This is a genomic window from Dellaglioa sp. CoH-56-MRSF-14 (genome assembly GCF_056782115.1).
Window position 1 is genome coordinate 272,072 of record NZ_JBXAYB010000001.1, and the last position, 19,710, is coordinate 291,781.

At 34.3% G+C, this 19,710-nt stretch carries 17 protein-coding genes; 2 read left to right on the forward strand and 15 right to left on the reverse strand.

What is annotated here, in order from left to right; translation table 11 throughout:
• Positions 1–5: 5 nt before the first annotated feature.
• The 5 genes from rbsD to AC1RPX_RS01250 all read right to left on the reverse strand — a co-directional run bounded on the left by rbsD (position 6) and on the right by AC1RPX_RS01250 (position 4,610).
• Positions 6–428, reverse strand: coding sequence for a D-ribose pyranase (gene rbsD, locus AC1RPX_RS01230; protein WP_409021800.1), 423 nt, complete (start codon positions 426–428; stop codon positions 6–8).
• A 28-nt stretch (positions 429–456) separates the two neighbouring features.
• A complete protein-coding gene (gene rbsK, locus AC1RPX_RS01235) occupies positions 457–1,392 on the reverse strand; it encodes a ribokinase (protein ID WP_481761050.1) in 936 nt (311 codons plus the stop codon).
• Positions 1,393–1,586: 194 nt separating this feature from the next.
• Positions 1,587–2,273, reverse strand: coding sequence for a 2,3-diphosphoglycerate-dependent phosphoglycerate mutase (locus AC1RPX_RS01240; protein ID WP_409021802.1), 687 nt, complete (start codon positions 2,271–2,273; stop codon positions 1,587–1,589).
• Positions 2,274–2,344: 71 nt separating this feature from the next.
• Positions 2,345–3,550: a MalY/PatB family protein gene (locus tag AC1RPX_RS01245; RefSeq protein WP_481761051.1), complete on the reverse strand. Its 1,206-nt coding sequence runs from the start codon at positions 3,548–3,550 to the stop codon at positions 2,345–2,347.
• The gene (locus AC1RPX_RS01250) at positions 3,534–4,610 is read right to left on the reverse strand and encodes an AI-2E family transporter (protein ID WP_481761052.1); all 1,077 of its coding nucleotides are present in this window, start codon (positions 4,608–4,610) and stop codon (positions 3,534–3,536) included. Before AC1RPX_RS01250 ends, AC1RPX_RS01245 begins: the two co-directional genes overlap by 17 nt.
• A gap of 172 nt (positions 4,611–4,782) precedes the next feature.
• Here AC1RPX_RS01250 and AC1RPX_RS01255 point away from each other — a divergent pair, with 172 nt between their 5' ends.
• Both AC1RPX_RS01255 and AC1RPX_RS01260 read left to right on the forward strand, forming a co-directional pair.
• The gene (locus AC1RPX_RS01255) at positions 4,783–5,505 is read left to right on the forward strand and encodes a GntR family transcriptional regulator (RefSeq protein ID WP_481761053.1); all 723 of its coding nucleotides are present in this window, start codon (positions 4,783–4,785) and stop codon (positions 5,503–5,505) included.
• A gap of 146 nt (positions 5,506–5,651) precedes the next feature.
• Complete coding sequence (locus tag AC1RPX_RS01260) at positions 5,652–8,027, forward strand: phosphoketolase family protein (protein ID WP_481761054.1); 2,376 nt, start codon at positions 5,652–5,654, stop codon at positions 8,025–8,027.
• 59 nt (positions 8,028–8,086) lie between these two features.
• Here the strand turns inward: AC1RPX_RS01260 and AC1RPX_RS01265 are convergent, their stop codons facing one another.
• The 10 genes from AC1RPX_RS01265 to AC1RPX_RS01310 all read right to left on the reverse strand — a co-directional run bounded on the left by AC1RPX_RS01265 (position 8,087) and on the right by AC1RPX_RS01310 (position 19,702).
• Positions 8,087–8,752, reverse strand: coding sequence for an ABC transporter ATP-binding protein (locus AC1RPX_RS01265; protein WP_481761055.1), 666 nt, complete (start codon positions 8,750–8,752; stop codon positions 8,087–8,089).
• Entirely contained in the window at positions 8,753–9,712 is a 960-nt protein-coding gene (locus AC1RPX_RS01270) for an ABC transporter permease (RefSeq protein ID WP_481761056.1), read from the reverse strand.
• A gap of 225 nt (positions 9,713–9,937) precedes the next feature.
• Positions 9,938–10,885, reverse strand: a complete 948-nt coding sequence (locus AC1RPX_RS01275; RefSeq protein ID WP_481761057.1) for a hypothetical protein — start codon at positions 10,883–10,885, stop codon at positions 9,938–9,940.
• 121 nt (positions 10,886–11,006) lie between these two features.
• Positions 11,007–11,339, reverse strand: coding sequence for an AzlD domain-containing protein (locus AC1RPX_RS01280; protein WP_409021810.1), 333 nt, complete (start codon positions 11,337–11,339; stop codon positions 11,007–11,009).
• A 2-nt stretch (positions 11,340–11,341) separates the two neighbouring features.
• Positions 11,342–12,121, reverse strand: coding sequence for an AzlC family ABC transporter permease (locus AC1RPX_RS01285; RefSeq protein ID WP_481761058.1), 780 nt, complete (start codon positions 12,119–12,121; stop codon positions 11,342–11,344).
• A 96-nt stretch (positions 12,122–12,217) separates the two neighbouring features.
• Positions 12,218–13,603 carry a TrkH family potassium uptake protein gene (locus AC1RPX_RS01290; RefSeq protein WP_481761059.1) on the reverse strand — a complete coding sequence of 462 codons (1,386 nt, stop codon included), beginning with the start codon at positions 13,601–13,603 and terminating at the stop codon, positions 12,218–12,220.
• Positions 13,604–13,677: 74 nt separating this feature from the next.
• Positions 13,678–13,914: a hypothetical protein gene (locus AC1RPX_RS01295; protein ID WP_409021814.1), complete on the reverse strand. Its 237-nt coding sequence runs from the start codon at positions 13,912–13,914 to the stop codon at positions 13,678–13,680.
• Between the two features lie 174 nt (positions 13,915–14,088).
• Complete coding sequence (locus tag AC1RPX_RS01300; protein WP_481761060.1) at positions 14,089–16,947, reverse strand: YhgE/Pip family protein; 2,859 nt, start codon at positions 16,945–16,947, stop codon at positions 14,089–14,091.
• 185 nt (positions 16,948–17,132) lie between these two features.
• A complete protein-coding gene (locus AC1RPX_RS01305; protein ID WP_481761061.1) occupies positions 17,133–18,485 on the reverse strand; it encodes a serine hydrolase in 1,353 nt (450 codons plus the stop codon).
• A gap of 53 nt (positions 18,486–18,538) precedes the next feature.
• Positions 18,539–19,702 carry a sensor histidine kinase gene (locus AC1RPX_RS01310; RefSeq protein ID WP_481761062.1) on the reverse strand — a complete coding sequence of 388 codons (1,164 nt, stop codon included), beginning with the start codon at positions 19,700–19,702 and terminating at the stop codon, positions 18,539–18,541.
• Positions 19,703–19,710 lie beyond the last annotated feature (8 nt).

Here is a 19,710-nt window from a genome sequence, read left to right on the forward strand (position 1 = left end):
AATAACTATTTAATTGCTTCGCCTTCAAAATCAACATTTGATTCCAAAACGATATTTGAAAATGGTGTGATTTCACCTGTTCGTACTGTAGCAATATTATTATCATCACGACTCATCGATTTCAATTCATCATGTGAAATGAAAACAACTTCAACATCATCATCTAATAAAGCCTTGATAGCAGCATATTGTTCAGGATTAACCGTTTTAATTTCTTCAGCTAAAAAAGCTTTTTGAATTTTCATTTCAGAAAGTGTTGCAGCTAAAACATCAATAAATAATGGTAATCCACGTACGATTGAAAGATCAATTTTACGTCCATCATCCTTAATTGGTAGGCCTGAGTCACCAATTGTTAACCATTGTGTATGTCCAATTTCAGAAATAGCATTTGATAATTTTGTATTCAAAAGATTAGTTTTACGCATAATTTATCTCCCATTCAACAATTTAAATTTATTTATTAGCATCCAAAACAGCTAATACAGCAGATTCAGTTGGAATACTTGGTTGTGCACCAGCATGTGACACCGTTACAGATGAAGCAGCTGATCCATAACGCATAGCTTCAGCTAAATTATCTAAATTAGCATGTAAACGTGTTGCTGTAGCACCAATAAAAGTATCGCCGGCAGCAGTTGTATCAACAGCCTTAACCTTAAATGCTGGAACGACTCCTTCTTCACCATTATCACGCATGTAGAAAGAACCTTCTGAGCCAATTGTAATGATTACGGTATTAATTCCACGTTCAAAATAGTACGCAGCATTGTGTATCATTGAATGTTCATCAGTCACTTCTATCCCAGTCAATAAGAATGTTTCATGTTCATTTGGTGTAATAATATCAGTTAATTCTAATAATTCAGCTGGTAGTCCACCATTTTCAGGCATTGGAGCTGGGTTCAAAATTGTTTTAACACCATGTTCGCGTGCAATCTTGAAACCTTCAATAACTGATTCTGTTGGAATTTCTAATTGCGCAATCAAAAAATCTGATTCAGCAATGGCAGCTTCATGTGCGCGTACATCAGCTGGTGTCATATCAGCATTAGCGCCACCATAAATATGGATAATATTATCGCCTGTTTCGGCTGAAACAGTAATATAAGCTTGTCCAGTTTCTTCAGTATCTGAAACAATCACATGTTCAGTGCTTAAGTTTTCAACATTCATATTCTTTGAGGTATCAAATTCTTTACCAACTTTTGTAATCATGTTAGTCTTTGCACCAGAACGTGCAGCGGCAACACCTTGGTTCAATCCTTTTCCACCCATTGCTTCAACTTGATGATTTGGTGTGTGTAAAGTTTCGCCGCTAGTTGCGAAACGGGGTACAGAAACAACCTTATCAATATTAGTTGAGCCCAAAACAGTAATAACTTTTGCCATAACGTTTCTCCTTCATTTCTTTGATATATTTATCAAATAGAATGTGTATTCGATTACATCAATATAATACATATTATTTGCTTTGGCAAGCGCTTTCTGGTTTTAACTGCTAAAACTACCGACTTTTTCGCCAATTATTGACTAATACAAAAAAACCTGATGACATAAAATTGTCATCAGGTTTTTTATTAATATTAAAGTTTAATTTTGCTTACGATGTTTAATTTGTCATCAAGATCGTAAACAACTGGTTCGCCAGTTGCCATTTCAACGCCCATGATGTCTGCATCAGAGATGTTTTCAATGTATTTTGTAAGGGCACGTAATGAGTTACCATGTGCAGCAACGATTACATTTTTGCCTTCAAGTAATTTAGGAGCGATTTCGTCTTCCCAGAAAGGAATAACACGTTCCAAAGTAACTTTTAAGTTTTCGCCACCTGGGATAGCTTTAGGATCTAAATCAGCATAACGACGATCGTTAGCTGCTGAACCTTCATCAGTTGCGCTTAAAAGTGGAGGTAATGTATCGTATGAACGACGCCATACAAGAACTTGATCTTCACCGAATTGTTCTGCTGCTTCGGCTTTGTTTTGGCCTTGTAATGCACCATAATGACGTTCATTTAAGCGCCATGATTTGATTTCAGGAACCCATAATTGGTCTGAACCTTCAAGTGCGTAATGTAATGTTTTAATAGCACGTGTTAAAACAGATGTATAAGCTTGATCAAATTCGATTCCAGCTTCTTTAATCTTTTTACCAGCTGCTTGTGCTTCAGCAACGCCTTGTTCGCTCAAGTTAACATCTACCCAACCTGTGAAAAGGTTAGATAAGTTCCATTCACTTTGTCCGTGACGAATAAATACTAATTTTGCCATAAGATAAAATCCTCTTTTTCTATTTTTAGTTTACTGGTTTATTTTACACTGAAATGAAATAAATTAATAGTCTAATTTAAGCGATTTAGCTTTGCACTTTTGAGTCCCTTTAACAACTGATCAACAGCTGTTTGAACCGTTCCTAAATCAGTTGCCAAATTCATTCGAATAAAGCCTGGCGTTTCTTCACTAAACCATTGTCCATAATCAATAGCTAAGCCACACTCATTCTGAATAAATTCTTTCATCCGACTGGGATTTACATATGCTGAAAGGTCAATCCACATCAAGTATGTGCCTTCTAGTTCACTAATTTTAATTTCTGGAAATTTATTGACTAATTGGTGGCTGACTTCTAAATAATTGGTCCTTACGATACTCAGAATTTCATCTAACCAAACTGCTCCTGAACGATAAGCCGCCTCTCCAGCAACACATCCCATTAAACTACCCTCAGGTTTGTTCAAACGCTGTACCATTTTATCGTACTTAGCTCGTAATTGCGCGTTTGGAATAATGATATGCGAGTTTTGTAAAGCAGCTAAATTAAATGTTTTTGAGGGAGCATTAACGACAACCATATTATCTCGATAACGACCTTCGTCTATTGATAAAGCTGATACAAATGGTTTTTTTCCCACAATTAAATCTTGATGAATTTCATCCGAAATTACCATCACTTTATTTTCACGACAAATTTCAAAGAGTTGTGTCAGTTCAGCTTCAGTCCAGACGCGACCAACTGGATTATGCGGTGAACAATGAATAAGTAATTTAACGTGATTAGCTTTCATATCTCGTTCAATTGCTTCAAAATCCATTTCATATTGATTATTTTCATGTTTCAAAGGTGTTCGTACGATACGTCTGTTATTATCTTCAATTGCACTATAAAAAGGGTAATATACTGGTGTTTGAACTAAGACGCTATCACCTGGTTCCGTCATTAAATCGACTAATTGATATAATGAATTTACAACCCCTGTTCCAAATCTCATCCATTCCTTATGCAGTTCAATCCCATAGCGAGATTGTTGCCAATCAAAAAAGGCATCATAATATGAATCAGGAATTGTTGAATAACCAAAAACACCATGTTGTACCCGTGCTATTAAAGCATCAGTTACGGCTTTAGGTGCTTTAAAATCCATATCTGCAACCCACAGTGGCAATAATTTATCATCGCCATATTGCTCTTTTAAACTATCCCATTTAACTGAATTTGTATTTTTTCTATTCACTCTAAAATCAGCTAAAAATTTATTTTTCTTTACCATCAGTTTGACTATCCTTCCTTATTCCTTTAATTTTACCAATCCGTCCTTTAGATCCAGGAATTGACTTCACACCCAAGATATCCAAGAAGAATGTGAAAATGGGAATTCCGACAATCAAGCCCCACGTTCCAAATAATTCTTCACTGACTAACAAGATTACAAATGTAAAGAATATAGGTAGTTCTGTCCGACTTGACATAAATTTAGGATTTAATACATATGATTCTAATAAATGAACGACCATTAACATAATTAAGATGTAAACCACATCACGTACGCCACCAACCGAATAACCAACTAAACTTAATGGAATACATGAAATTAATACCCCTGCGACTGGAATTAAACTTAATAAGAAAATTAATATTCCTAAAGGCAAGAGCTGTGGCATATGCATGAAGTACAACCCAATCACAGTAATAACTGTATTAACAGTTGCGATAAAGAATTGTGCTTCAATAACGACACCAAATGATTTAACAAATTTTTCACCAAAGAAGTAAATATCCTGGAAAAACCAACCAAAATCACTTGATAAAAAGTTTTTTGAGAAATGTGTCATCTGATCTTTTTCAATCGTATAAAAGAAGCTTAAAATAAGCGATAATAAAAATGTTGCTGCCATAAAACCAATGCTCGTTATATATTGAAATACAAGCGTAAAACTACTTTTTAATTGTGGCACAATTTGAGATTTACCAATAGATTTAAGTACCCATTCCATCACAAGATTTGTATCTTTACCTGGATGACGATAAAAATTAATCACATAATGTGCCATTGAAACTGTTTGCGAAACTAAAATAGGAAAATACTTAGTAACTGCCAAATAAAGCAGCGCGATAATTGCCAGATATACTCCTATAACAATTATTCGACTATTAATTGATGAATGTCTTTGAATAACATTTATCAATCGGACTACTAAATATGTAAATATAAAAGTTAATAGAACAATGCTAATGACATCTTTCGCAAGAAAAATAACACCCATAATTACACAAAGTACAACAAATCTACGTAACTTAATATTTTCAATAAAACTTTGCCAAATTTCCAATAGACACACTCCTTTAACTATAGTCTTCATTGTACAAAATATTTACTAAAATGTCTGTAATTCTTACCTTTTTGTTCTAAAATAATTATCTCTCCGGAAAGTTGACGACTTGTCGTCTATTAAAACTTATGGTTAACTATGAAGATTGACTCTACGAAAGGAGTACTCTTGTATGGCTGAATTAATTTACAAACAACTGATTAGTAAACTTAAAAAAAGAATCGCTGCAGATGAATTTCCCGACATGAAACTCCCTGATGAACGTAGTTTGAGTGAAACTTATAAAATTAGTCGTAGTTCAGTAAAACGAGCTCTTAGCCAAATGGCTAACGACGGTATTATTTTTAAAAAACGCGGTTCCGGCACCTTCATTAATCCCTTATATTTAAAAAATAAAACCGTTTTTAATTATGAAGGCTCTAACTTAGGTGTTACAGACGGATTTGAAATGAATGGTAAAAGCCCTAAAGTTAAAGTACTAAGTTTTGAAGTTATTGCGCCCTCAGAAGATTTACAACGCAATCTTTTCTTAGACACAGATGATTTTGTCTACAAGATTGTTCGCTTACGTTTATTTGAAAAAACGCCTTTTATGATTGAAACAGGCTATATTCCAATTAAGATTGTTCCTAATTTATCTCAAACAATTGTTAAAGGATCAATTTTTAATTATTTGGAGGATATTCAGAATCAATCAGTTACTAAATCGTCGCTTTCAATCTACGCTGAACCATCAGACGAAAATGATCAAAAACTTTTAAATTTAAAACCAACTGAACCAGTTAGTATAATGGATGGTATTTTCTTCTTAGATAATGGTACCCCATTTGAATATTCAAGTATGAGATTTCATTATAAATTTTCTAAATTTAATACTTTCATGGCCGTTAAATAGGCTATTTAACGGCTTTTTATTTACTTTTTAAAATAATTGGTACGTTCCAATGAATTAAATGATTGACTTTTATTTAATGTTTGTTATTATGAACATATAGAAAGCGCTATAACTTTAGCAAATAAAACATATAGGAGTGTGTAACTATGACAGAAACTGATTTTTCATCTAAATCATATTTAGATAAAGTTGATGCTTGGTGGCGTGCAGCAAACTACCTTTCAGTTGGACAACTTTATTTAAAACAAAATCCATTATTACAAACTGAAGTCGTACCTGAAGACATCAAAGTTAACCCTATTGGTCATTGGGGAACAATCTCAGGCCAAAACTTTATTTACGCTCATTTAAACCGTGCAATTAATAAATATAACTTAAACATGTTCTATATTGAAGGACCTGGTCATGGTGGCCAAGTTATGGTTTCTAATGCTTACCTTGATGGTAGTTATACAGAAATCTACCCAACAATCACTGAAGACTTAACTGGTATGCAAAAATTGTTCAAACAATTTTCATTCCCAGGTGGTGTCGCTTCTCATGCTGCTCCTGAAACACCAGGATCAATCCATGAAGGTGGCGAATTAGGTTATTCATTATCTCATGCCGCTGGTGCTATTCTTGATAACCCTGACGTAATTGCTGCTACAGTAATTGGTGATGGTGAATCAGAAACTGGACCATTAGCAGCAAGTTGGTTCTCAAATGTCTTCATTAACCCAGTTAATGATGGTGCTGTATTACCAATCCTTGATATGAATGGTTTCAAAATCTCAAATCCTACAATTTTATCACGTAAATCTGATGCAGATTTAACAAAATACTTTGAAGGTATGGGTTGGGATCCAATTTTCGTTGAAGGAACTGATCCTGAGATCATCCATCCTGAAATGGCTAAAAAAATGGATCTTGCTATCGAAAAAATTAAAGCAATCCAAACTGAAGCTCGCAAACACCCAGCTGAAGAAGCAACAATGCCTAAATGGCCTGTTATGATTGTTCGTACACCAAAAGGCTGGACTGGTCCAGAAGTCTGGAACAACGAACCAATCGAAGGCTCATTCCGTGCTCATCAAGTTCCAATTCCTGTAGACCAACGTCACATGGAACATGTTGATGCTCTTGTTAAATGGATGAAATCATACCGTCCAGAAGAATTATTTACAAAAGACGGTCAATTAATTCCTGAACTAAAAGAAATGGCACCTAAAGGCAACCAACGTATGGCAATGAACCCTATTACTAACGGTGGTATTAATCCTCAAAAATTAGTTATGCCTGATTGGAAGAAAAATGCTGTTGATACATCAACTCCAGGTGCTGTTACAGCACAAGATATGATTATTTTCGGTGACTTCGCTCGTGATATTATTGAAGAAAACCCTAAAAACTTCCGTATCTTCGGACCAGATGAAACAAAATCAAACCGTTTGAATGCTATCTTTGAAGCTACTAACCGTCAATGGTTAGAACCAATCAAAGAAGGTAACGACGAATGGCAAAGTCCTGTAGGCCGTGTTCTTGATTCACAATTATCAGAACATCAAGCTGAAGGTTGGATGGAAGGTTATGTCTTAACTGGACGTCATGGTTTCTTCGCTAGTTATGAATCATTCTTACGTGTCGTTGATTCAATGTTGACACAACATTTCAAGTGGTTACGTAAAGCCAAAGAACAAACATGGCGTAAACAATACCCATCATTGAATGTTATTGCAACATCAACTGTATTCCAACAAGATCACAATGGTTATACTCATCAAGATCCAGGTATGCTTGGTCATTTAGCTGATAAGAAACCTGAATTTATCCGTGAATATACACCTGCTGATTCTAACAGTTTATTAGCTGTTATGAATAAGACTCTTCAAAGTGAAGAACTTATTAACTTAATCGTTTCAAGTAAACAACCACGTCCTCAATTCTACTCAGCTGATGAAGCTCAAGAACTTGTTGACAATGGTTTGAAAGTTATCGATTGGGCAAGTACTGCTAAGGGCGATGATGCTGATCTTGTTATTGCTGCTGCTGGTTCAGAACCTAACTTAGAAGCTTTAGCTGCTGTTAGTCTTTTAAACTCAGCATTCCCAGAATTGAAGATTCGTTTCATCAATATTGTAGATATCTTAAAATTACGTCATCCTAAGATTGACCCTCGTGGTTTCTCTGATGAAGAATTTGACGGTTACTTTACAACTGATAAACCAGTCGTATTCGCATTCCATGGTTTCGAAGCTATGGTTCGTGACATCTTCTATGATCGTCATAACCACAATGTTTCAATCCATGGTTACCGTGAAAATGGTGATATCACTACACCATTCGATATGCGTGTCTTGAACCAAATGGATCGTTACAACCTTGCTAAAGATGCTGTCTTACAAGCTGGCAACTTAGGCGCTGCAGGCGATAAATTTGTTAAAGAAATGGAAGCTATGGTTGCTAAACATGAATCATACATCCGTGAAAATGGTGATGATCTTCCAGAAGTTAATAACTGGAAATGGACTCCACTAAAATAGTAAAACTTTAAACGAAAAGAGAACCGCAATTGCGGTTCTCTTTTCGTTATCATTAAAAATCATTCTTTTGTGAGCTGTCCATCTCGCATAAAAAATGTTTGGTCTGTATATGCCAAGACATCTTCATCATGTGAAACCATAATAATCGTTTGTCCCGTCTTTTTAGTAATATCGGCTAGCTGGGCTGCAACTTGCTTCGCTCTTTTGCTATCTAAGCTTGCCGTTGGCTCATCAGCAAAGATGAGCTCCGGTTGCCCAAATAATGCTCTAGCGATTGCAACGCGTTGTCTTTGACCACCTGAAAGACTAGCAGGATATTGATTTCTTTGGTCCCATACACCTAAGTCACGTAACATCATTTCGGGATTACGACTTTCTTTTTTAGTTTTCATTTTATTGACTAATTCAAATTGTTCTAAAACGGTTAAAAATGGGACTAAATTAGACCCTTGTAAAATAAACCCAAATTCATTAAATCGTAACCTAGTTCGCTCTTTTTCGCTTAATTGTCCGATCTCTTGATCTTTAAAATAAATTGTTCCATCGGTTAATCCTTGTAATCCACCCATAATGGTCAGCAACGTTGTTTTTCCAGATCCTGATGGACCTGTCAAGCCAATAAACGTCCCTTTCTCAACAACTAAATCAATATTATCAAGAGCCAACTTTTTATTATCACCTTTTCCAAATGTTTTAGAAACATCAGATAATTGCATTAAACTCATTTAGACACCTCCAATTGCATCAAGTGGATCAACACGTAATATTTTAAAAATGGAGAATAGTGATCCTAGAATGATCATCAATAATAAGATAACCGAAAATCCTACGACTAAGAAGACATTATTTAAAAATGGGACGGCAGCTGGTAACGATAGCGCTGTTGCCACATCTGCAATAATACCCAATCCAATTCCTAGTAAACCTAGTAATGACGACTCCCAAATTAAGCTTTTAACCAAAGTCCCACTAGAAACTCCTTGTGCACGTAACACGCCATAAACGGCTGTTTTTTCAATGGTTAAAATATACATAAAGATACCTACGATAAACGCAATAATGACAAATAAGGCGCCAATCATTAACGTAAAGGTCTTCACTTCTGGACCATATCCCGGTATGTTGTTAATCACCTTGTCCATTGTTAATGTCGCTAATTGTTGATCTTTTTTAATTTTAGCTGAATTTTTTAAAACAACTGCATTAATTTTTTCAGTCGGATTGTCCGGGCCATAACGTAACGTTTGATAGTCAGCTAATTGTAAATAGACAACTGGTGCTGTTGTGTATTTATTACCCGTCGTTATCCCCACTACTTTATATTCTTGTTTCGCATTATTAATTTTTATTTTTTGGCCTAATTTAGTGGCATCTAATCCATTATCAACAACTACTTCGTTAACTTTCTGCGGCATTCTGCCTTGAACTAATTTAGGCTTCAAAAATTGATTAAATTGAACTCCAAAAACACTAATATTAGCTTTTGGTTCGTTTTTCCGACTAGCAACGCCCATCATTTGACCTAAATAAGCGTAGTCTGATTTTGACCCTGAAATCTTAGGAAGTGAGTCTTTTTGTATCTCGGAAGATGCCAAATTATTATTCGCATACTGACTGATAACAATGTTATCCGCATCCCAATTATCAATTGAAGACCGATTATTGTTCGCAAGCCCAAAAGCCAATCCCGTTAAAAAAAAATGAGATATGAAACTAAAAAGATGGTGAAAATAATCAGACCATACCGAAGTTTATTATATTTAATCTCTTTAACAGCTAAGTACATGTCATATTCCCCCTTATTTCTACTATATAATAACTTTGCACCAAATTAAAAGTAAACGTTTTCAGTGGAGGTTAAGAAAAAAGCATAATCCTAAAATTTAGAATCACACTCTTAAAATACTAATTTATTTGTAATCTCGCGCTGCAATAGCTTTAACACTTGTTGTTTCTTTAACAGCCTGTTTAATAATTTTTACAACATCTGAATCACTAAATGAGTTAGGGTTAACACCAGCAAATTTAATTGAGTCTCGTGCTGCCTTAATACGTGATGCTGTAATTGCTTTACCGTTACCATCTACTATGTTAGATGAACTTGTTGTATATTCATTCGAACCTGAATACGATGATGCAGCGGCTTGTTCTTCTGACGTCAACGTAGCTGACGAATTGTTTTTTATTTCTGGTATACTATACTCCGACCCATAACCACTACTTTTAGATGATGGTGTTGAACTTTTCGAACTACTTGAAGAACTGCTTGAAGAACTACTTGTTGGGTAGCCAATCGTTGCCAAATTCTTATCATTTTTTTGTTGTAAGTCTGTTGCTTTTTTCTTTAAATCTGAGTAATAATTTTTATCAATACTACTATCTTTTAAGATTTCAGTTAATTTATCGTTTGATGCTGTGTAGCTATATTCTGTATTTAAATTCATTGCTTCATTATATGTTTTTATGAATAGCGCACGTTTTTCAAGAACCGTTGTTAATTCTTTTTTCAAATTTGTTGCTCGTTTTTTAATGACTGCTGATCCATCATGATCCGCTAGCACGATGCTAATTGCATCCTTTGCTTTACTATACTGACGATCTTCAGTTTTGTTAATTACTGCCTTGTAATGTGTCACCTGTGTCTTGTAAGCTTGTGCAGTCGCATCATTTGATTTCTTTTTTAAAGCGACATCAAAATAATTTTCTGCCTCAGTATATTCTGCATCTTGAATCGCAGTTTTACCGTTCTTCATGGCTGTATTATAATTTTTATTTGCTTCTGCATGTTTCGTTAAACCGTAGCCACCAAACATACCTACTATAACAACTGCAACTAATCCCCATACCCATTTTTTCATTTTAACCACACCTCTTATCCCTATATTTATATCGCTGTTATTATATCATGGAACATCCTTCAACCGTTATTCAAAATAAGAATTTAGTCCCTGAGAGAAACTAAATTCTTATTTACTTAATTTATAATATAAGTGACAACAGCATAATAGCGCAAAGTCCAAGTACAACAGATAATCCCATTGATCTCGTACGATATGCGATTGCGAATACAACCACAGCCGCTATTAATTTTGTGACGTTATCTACGCCCACAAATTGAAAACTTGAATCAATAAAAAGGTCTTTAAAAACTAATGCTGAAAATAACGCAACGGGTACATACTTCATCCATTCATTAAACCATTCTGGGATTTCTCGAGATGAAAAAATTCGTAATGGAATAAATCGCGGTAAATATGCAACAATTGCAGATAAAATAATTAATAAAAAATGATCCATTGTTGTCATTTCCATAGTTAACTTTCCTCAGAAACTTTAGACTTTCTACTTATTGTATGTCGACTTGCTTTTGGTTTAATCGTATTTAATAATTTATTTCGTTTACCTTTTCTAACAATTTCATGTTCAATAATAAATCCAACAAAGGAAGCTAGTAAAGTTGCTACAACTAATCCCATCGTACTTTGGAACAATGACATGAAAATAATTGCTAAAATACCTGAAAGAATACTAATAATAATTGTGAGATAATTTTTAAGTTGCATGACTATCATGTAAATAAATAATGAAGTTAATGCAAATTCAACAATGCTTAAATTAATTTTTAACCCAGCACCAATTAAACTACCTGCAATATTACTCATCGTCCAAAATAATAATGAATAATGTTCAACCATCAAGGCATCTTTTGGTTTCCATTCTTTATCTGTTGCAAATTTTAAATAGTTTACTGCGTAATTTTCATCGTTTAGTGATGCCGCAAATATGTATAAAAACTTACGACTAGTTCCTCGAATGTACTGTGACAAACTAGCACCTAATAACGCATACCGTAATTCTAAGAAAAATAGCATAGTAACAATTGAAAGAATTGGCGACTGAATCGTCAACATTGATGCAATTAAAAACTGTGCACCACCTGAAAAGACAAGTATGGAAACTAATCCTGCTAATATCGTATTGAAGCCTGCTGCATGCAACAAAATACCACATGCGAGTCCAATTGGGACGTAACTCAGGCAAAGCGGCATCGCAATTTTAAGAACTGTGAGCCAGCGTTTCTCTGTTTCTTTCACGATAGTCCTCCAATAATATAAAGTTGGTTTAACGATATAAATTATAGCATACATCTGTTTCTTAATACTCATTATTTAGTAACTCTAATCAAAAAGTTATCCAATAATGATCTGTTCTGATGGAAAACGATACTTTTCATCCCGTTCTTTTTTCGAAACAAAGAATATTAACATGTATAACATCCCTACGCGTCCAACAAACATCAAAATAATAATGACCATTTTACCGATAATGCTTAATGAACTGGTAATTCCCGTTGATAATCCCGTCGTTCCAAAAGCAGAAGTTACTTCTACAATCAGCGAAATCAACGAATGATTCTCCGTAATACTTAAAATAAAGACCGCGATTAAACACATAAATATCGATAGGTTAACAACTACTACTGATTTTTGAATATCATTTTCATGAATCCTTCTATTAAAAATATTCACATTCTTATGTCCACGAATAAACGATAACAAATATAATCCTAAAATCCCAATTGTTGTTGTTCGAACACCACCACCAACTGAACTTGGACTAGCACCAATAAACATTAACATAGAAAAAATCAATAAGGTTGTCGTATTAAAATCACTAATTTGATTAATTTGTAGTCCGGCATTACGCGTTGTAATACTATAAAACATAGCTGTCATAACTCTCTCAACGAAATCCTTATGTGCAAAATAACCATTATGTTCAGATAAGAAAATTAATATTGTTCCAATAAAGAAAAATCCAATCGCAAAACTACCTGCTAATTTTGTAAATAATGAAAATCTAAATTTTTTATGTCCTGGTTTGAACCACGTAACCTTGATCCACGCTAAAATTTCAATAATAACGGGAAATCCTAAACCACCTATAAAAATTAAAATCATAATTAAAAATAAAAAGACGTAATCTTTCGAATAAGGGATAATAGATTTCCCAGTAACGTCAAATCCCGCATTTGTTAACGCAGATATTGCAATATAAAAGCCATCAAAAATTGACGCAGCTAGATGTTCAAAGCCATCACGTACATATAAATAAATTGAAAATATCACACCAAAAAAAGCTTGAATCCCTAGCATAATGCCGAAAATTGAATAAACTAAACGAACATTTCCACTTAAATGCGGTTGATTCATATCAGTTTGAATTAGCCTGCGTTGTTGCAACCCAATGCGTCGACCAGCAATTACCATAATAAACGTTGAGAGCATTGTTATACCAAAACCACCTATTTGAAAAAGCATTTCTAGTAAGATGATACCGTTATTGTTATAGACTTGCTCTAACGGAAATGTGGTTAATCCTGTAACACTAACCGTTGAGACTGCCATGAATATTGTATCAATAAATGGCACACTAGCACCAGGTTGTTTGAAGAACGGAAGGCATAATAAAATACTTGTTACTACAATCAATGCTAAATAGTAAAAGACAACAATTTGTACGGGAGAGGCCAACAAACTAGCTTTATCTAGATATTTCTGGATCCACCTATTCATTCTGACTTCCCCCTTTTAGTTTAATTTAAAAAAAGAGATTAGCGCTAAGTACGCACGCTAATCTCTAATCCTGATTATTTAATTAATTCTAATCCTGCATAACTAACAACAATTTTATGTTTTAATTCTTCAGCTGTTTCATTCTTAATAAATTCCTTATCGAATTTAATAATAGCCGAATTTTTTAGTTGTTTTTCAACGACACCAGTAAAGAACTCGTTATTTGTTTCAAAACTAACACGTGTATCAGCTGGAAATGGAATTCCTTTTTCGTTAACTTCAACATTTTTTTCATCAAAATGACTTAACATAATTTGGCCTCCTATTGTTTTAAATATTAATAGTAACAGTATACCGCTTTTTAGTTATTATTACGACCATTAGGACTAAGATTAAGAACCTCAATTTAATTAACCCATTCTAAATATATTCAATCAAAAAAATAGAGCCCGCAAAATTAATTTTGCGTAACTCTATTTAATAATCTATTTTTCTAAATCTTGTAATTTTTGATTATCATCTAATTGTGATTTACCAGCAAGTCCAACTCTTTGAAGAATTTGCATAGCAACCCATAATAGAACTAATGAAACGATAGCGAAGATTGCAAGAACAAATACGCTCATGCCAATTTGTCCACTAACCATTCCAGAAGTTAATGACTCACGGAACCCTAAGGTTGAGTATGTCATTGGTAAGAATGGATGGATGGCATTAAAAAAGCTATTCGTAACTTCCATTGGGAACGTACCACCAGCGCCACCTAATTGTAACATCAAGAGAACCATGGCCACGAATCGACCAGGATTATCAAATGCCATAGCAAGTGCCATAACAAGATACATCGATGTTAACGAGAATACTGTTGCAATTAAGTAAGTTTCAGCAATATGGTCTGCTTGTAATCCAAACATAAGCATCCCTGTAACTTCAACAAGTGCCATACCAAGGGCAACGACAGTTCCAATAGCAACTTTACTCCAGAACCAAGCTGTTGCTGATTGACCTTCAGTTGAAATTTTACGGATTGGGAATGCAAAGTTAAAGACGATTGCCCCAACGTATAATGCAAGTGAAAGAACATATGGTGCTAAAGCATGTCCATAGTTAGGAACATAACTGTAATTCTTATGTTCCAATTCTGAAGGTGCTGCAAACATATTAGCTGTCTTGTTAGTTGCTTTAATTCCATTAACTGTATCTGATCCTGTTTTAAGAGCAGTAGCTAATGTTTTTGACCCTTTTTTAAGTGATTTAGAACCATCACCTAATTTAGCTGAGTTATCATCTAATTTTTGAGTCCCTGCAGCTAATTTATCAACTCCAGCAACAAGTGTTGGTACTTGTTCATTCAAGCTTACTAAACCATTTGATAATGTACCTGAGCCAGTAGCTAATTGACTAACTCCTGATGTCAATGTTGGTACTGATCCATTCAATGTTGATAATCCAGTACTTAATTGACTCGAGCCTGATACTAAGGCACTGTTGTTTCCAATTAATGTTTTAGAACCATTATTAGCACTTAATACACCTGCAGTGTATTTTTGTACACTTGGAATTAAGCCAGGAGTTTTATCTGTACCATTTAACCCAGCCATAATTTGACCTAATCCAGCATTTAGTAAGTCTGTTGCTTGGATAGCACCATAAGGACTTTCCTTTGTGCCAGAACCTGTCTGCGTTAAACCAGTTTTAACAGTATTTAATCCAGCCATTAGTTTATCAATGGCTTTCTTAGCACCTGCTGTTACTTGTGGTTCTTGAGCAGATAACTCGGCAACACCCGCCTTTAATGCTTGTAATTTAGGTAGTAATTCTTGAATAGCTGCTAATTCTTTTTGAATCGATTTTAATTTGTCACCGTTATCAGTCAACGGTGTTGTCATATCAGATAAATCTGTTTTAATTTTTGTTGTATTATTACCTGATGCTGCTAAACTTGTGCCAGCAGTTTGAAGATTACTTCCTAATCCATTAACAGAAGCAGCAATACTTTTTGCTAACGTTGGATTAGATTTCTCTAAAGCTGCAAAATCAGGTGATTTTACAAAGGTAACTAAAGCACCCATATTACTTTGCGCATCCTTAAGTTGTGCAGCAACACTGGATGCGTTAGTTGTACTATAAAGACTATTATTTAATTCACTCAATTGTGAACCAGCATCTGTTGCTTTAGCGGCAACAAGTTTAGTATTAGCTCCAATTTGAGTTAAATCGGCTGTTAATTTTTTAGCATCAATATTAGGCGCATTTGTGCCATTTAATTCAGAATTCAACTTAGAAATTCCTGAATCTAATGCTGTAAATCCAGCCATTAATTTTGCCATTTCAGCTTGTGAATCTGGACTATTTAATTGTGTATCTAAAGTTGCAGCAGACTCCTTCAAGCTTTTAGTTAACGATTGGTTACCCGCTTGAACTGTTGTAATACCACCTCTTAAGGTAATTATTCCATCATTTAATGCTTGAGAATTTGAACTTAATTGACTCAAACCACTATTTAATTCAGTAACTCCATTAGTATAACCTTTTACACCACTTGCTAATGTTGTTGAGCCAGTATCTAGTTTCGATACACCTGAAGCTAATGTACCTGTACTATTATTAAGTTTTGATAATCCAGCACTTAAAGAACCAGCGCCTGTTGCTAATTTTTGAACACCATTTTTTAATGGAACAACACTAGTTGAAAGTGTTTGAACACCATTATTAACAGTTCCTACACCAGTAATGTAGCTATTTAAGCCATCATTCAATGTTACTGTACCATCAGACAATGTTTTAGAACCACTTGCAGCTGTCTTAAAGCCTTTACCGATTGTTTTAACTTGGCCGAAAATAGCTGTTGCATATGCTTTCGTGACTGATTCACGAATTTGGCTATTTAATTGTTTTGCTGCTGTTTCACTGATAACTTCACCAATGTAGTTACGAGATGCATTAGTATCGTACGTGATTTTCATCTTTTTAGGATTTGTATCCATTAAAGTTGCAGCATTTGAAGAGAAGTTTTTAGGCAACGTAATTGTTGTATAGTACTTGTTGTCTTTCATTCCTTGTTTTGCTTGTTTTGCAGAAACGAATGTCCACTTCAATTGGTCATTATTCTTCAACTCTTTTACAAGTTGATCACCAACATCCAATGTCGTTCCATTATATTTAACAGATTCATCGTTATTAACGACTGCTACTGGTAAATCACTTGTTTTGCCATATGGATCCCAAACTGATTTCAAGAAGAAAGCAGCATACAGAATCGGAATAAGCATCATAACAATTGTTGAAACTAGAAGTATTCTATTCTTTCCAACAAATTTAAATTCATTCTTAATCATTTTCATTAAAATTGGTGCCCCCTAAATTAATTATTTCTACTATAAAATTTTATCGATACGTTATAATATACATCAAATGTCCACGAACAACAAATTTTTATTTTCTTTTTAATGTTTTTTTAATCTTACACGACTAAATTGCCCATATAGACAAAAAAATCACCCTAGAAATCAGAGATGATTTTATTGATTTAAAATAAATTTCCAAAGAAGTTAGTAATTGCACGCCACATAATAACAAAAATGTTAGCTTTTTCAATGGCATCTTTATTCGTTCCTGTAACAGAAAGTGATTTTTTGCCATCAACATAAGATAACGCATTATCTTTACCAGTTAATTTAAGCGTTCCAATATCACTATTAGCCTTAATTGGGGCTTCTAATCCTGTTTTCTTAACTAAATCAGTATTTTCTGATACTTTAGCTGAAATAATCGACTTAACTGTTTCGCCTTTTTTCAACCAAACTTTTTGATTAGATTTAAGCATAACTTTAGTTGTTAATTCTTTACCATGAAATACAGGTAAACTATCGGCGTTTTTAAATATTGTACCAGCCTTGATTGTTTCCACGTTGAACATGTCAAATACATATGACATTATTTTTTGTGTATCTGTAAAACGACTTACATCCGTTTCACTCTTGTGTGATGATCCTAAAACGACCGTAATAATTCGATGACCATCTTTTTTTACAGTTCCTGTAAAACATTCACCAGCTTTGTCAGAAGTACCTGTCTTCAATCCATCAACAGGTAATTCTGTATATGCCTTAGCTAAACCAGGTAACATCCAGTTCCAGTTTTCCATTAGTGTTTGGTCAGATGTTCCTTTATCGAAATATTTACGTTTGATACTTGTTGTTTTTAATACTTCTGGGTACTTTTTAAGTAAGTTTTTAGCAACAATTCCCATATCTTTGGCAGTTAATTCATTTTCATCTGATGCGGCTGAACCGGGGTATCGATCAGCTTTACTGATATCGCTATTAGTTAAACCAGAAACGTTATCAATCTTAGCATCTGTAATTCCCCATGACTTAACCTTTGCACGCATTAATGTTACGAAATCTTTTTGCGATCCCGATACTTCATGAGCAAGTGCCATAATAGCCCCATTTGCTGAGTAAATTAAACTAGCATCATACAGTTGTTTAACTGTGTATGATTTCGTTTTACTCAACGGAACGTTTGATAATGATGTATCCTGGCTAATTTTATAAGAATCGTTATCAATCTTAACTTTTTGATCCCAAGTTAATTTACCACTTTTAATTTGATCTAAAATAACATCAATCGAAATTAATTTTGTCATTGATGCAATTGGTAAAACAGCATCAGCATTTTTTTCATAGATTACTTGTCCAGTATCTGCATCAATTGCTAAAGCAGCTTTAGCTGTTAAATTAATAGCGCTTGAACTGGTTGTTGCAGCTGATACAGATTTAACCTCATCTTGAAGTCCCATTGCTGAAACCCCAGTAAATAGTGCTGCCCCTGAAATAAGCCCAATTACGAATTTCTTTGTACGTTTTAAAAATATCATTTTCTCTTTACCCTCTTAACTTCTCTTATTCATTTAAGAATACCCAATAATAGCTATTCTTGCAACTGTTCTTCTTGCTTTCTAGTTAATTTTATATTCTTACCCAATGGTAAATGAATAACAAAACTAGTTAGCTCTTCATTTGAGACAACATATATGTACCCACCGTGGAGCGTGACAATACTTTGAGCAATGGCAAGCCCTAATCCAGTTCCGCCCGTTTTTTGTGAACGAGATTCTTCCACTCGGTAAAACCGATCAAATAATTGATTAAGTGATTGTTCAGGTATTTTAGGGCCATCATTAGTTACTTTTACGATAACTTCCTGACCAATTTTTTCTGCTTCTAAATAAATATGTTTACCGCCTGCCCCATATTTTAAGGCATTTGATATTAAATTATTAAAAACACGGCCTAATTTTTCAGTATCAGCTTCCATCATTAACGGGTTAGGGTTCGTATTGCTACTAATTGTCATTTCTTTATTTTTAGCTTCAAGTTCAAAACTAGCTGCCAATTGTTCTAACATTTGATTCATATCAAAATTAATCGCATTAATTGGCGTCGACGTCTGTCGCACTTTTGTGTATTCAAATAAATCTTCTACTAAAACCTTCATCTGCTTTGATTTCACAAATGCTGTATGTGTGTAAGATAGTAAATCTTCTTGCGAATTATATTGATTATCTTCTATTAAACCTAAGTAACCGATAATTGATGTCAATGGTGTTCGAATATCGTGACTAACATTGGTAATCAGCTCATCCTTTGAATTCTCAATTCGACGTTCTTCTTCCATTGATTCAATCGTACTTTGAACCAAAGCATTAATACTTGAAACGACCCGCGCCATATCACCTTGTAGTTTAAAAGGAATTTGATGATCGTAATGACCGTCCGCAATATAATGCAATTCTGAAATAACATGACGTAACTGCATTTGATGATAACGTCGAATTAGTCGCCAATAGAGCACGACAACGTCCACAATAAGCATGAACGCAACAAAAACATTCCCCCAACTCCAGACATTGAAATCATTCGGCCCAAAAGTTAATGCCGTCTTAATTTGAAAAATACCATTCTCAAGTCCTGGGTTTGAAGCAATCGTCTGATTTAATAGAATAAAAATTGATAAATTCAGTAAAATTAATAGAATAATCGTGATGAATCCTTCCGCGATTAATTCACTTTTTTCTCTACCAGTTAATTTCAAAAATAACC

What these genes read in the sequence shown, in the direction of transcription:
- AC1RPX_RS01300 (WP_481761060.1), bottom strand. Translation starts at nt 16,947, where the DNA reads ATGAAAATGATTAAGAATGAATTTAAATTTGTTGGAAAGAATAGAATA.
- AC1RPX_RS01305 (WP_481761061.1), bottom strand. Translation starts at nt 18,485, where the DNA reads ATGATATTTTTAAAACGTACAAAGAAATTCGTAATTGGGCTTATTTCA.
- AC1RPX_RS01275 (WP_481761057.1), bottom strand. Translation starts at nt 10,885, where the DNA reads ATGAAAAAATGGGTATGGGGATTAGTTGCAGTTGTTATAGTAGGTATG.
- AC1RPX_RS01255 (WP_481761053.1), top strand. Translation starts at nt 4,783, where the DNA reads ATGGCTGAATTAATTTACAAACAACTGATTAGTAAACTTAAAAAAAGA.
- AC1RPX_RS01295 (WP_409021814.1), bottom strand. Translation starts at nt 13,914, where the DNA reads ATGTTAAGTCATTTTGATGAAAAAAATGTTGAAGTTAACGAAAAAGGA.
- AC1RPX_RS01290 (WP_481761059.1), bottom strand. Translation starts at nt 13,603, where the DNA reads ATGAATAGGTGGATCCAGAAATATCTAGATAAAGCTAGTTTGTTGGCC.
- AC1RPX_RS01265 (WP_481761055.1), bottom strand. Translation starts at nt 8,752, where the DNA reads ATGAGTTTAATGCAATTATCTGATGTTTCTAAAACATTTGGAAAAGGT.
- AC1RPX_RS01280 (WP_409021810.1), bottom strand. Translation starts at nt 11,339, where the DNA reads ATGGAAATGACAACAATGGATCATTTTTTATTAATTATTTTATCTGCA.
- rbsK (WP_481761050.1), bottom strand. Translation starts at nt 1,392, where the DNA reads ATGGCAAAAGTTATTACTGTTTTGGGCTCAACTAATATTGATAAGGTT.
- rbsD (WP_409021800.1), bottom strand. Translation starts at nt 428, where the DNA reads ATGCGTAAAACTAATCTTTTGAATACAAAATTATCAAATGCTATTTCT.
- AC1RPX_RS01245 (WP_481761051.1), bottom strand. Translation starts at nt 3,550, where the DNA reads ATGGTAAAGAAAAATAAATTTTTAGCTGATTTTAGAGTGAATAGAAAA.
- AC1RPX_RS01260 (WP_481761054.1), top strand. Translation starts at nt 5,652, where the DNA reads ATGACAGAAACTGATTTTTCATCTAAATCATATTTAGATAAAGTTGAT.
- AC1RPX_RS01240 (WP_409021802.1), bottom strand. Translation starts at nt 2,273, where the DNA reads ATGGCAAAATTAGTATTTATTCGTCACGGACAAAGTGAATGGAACTTA.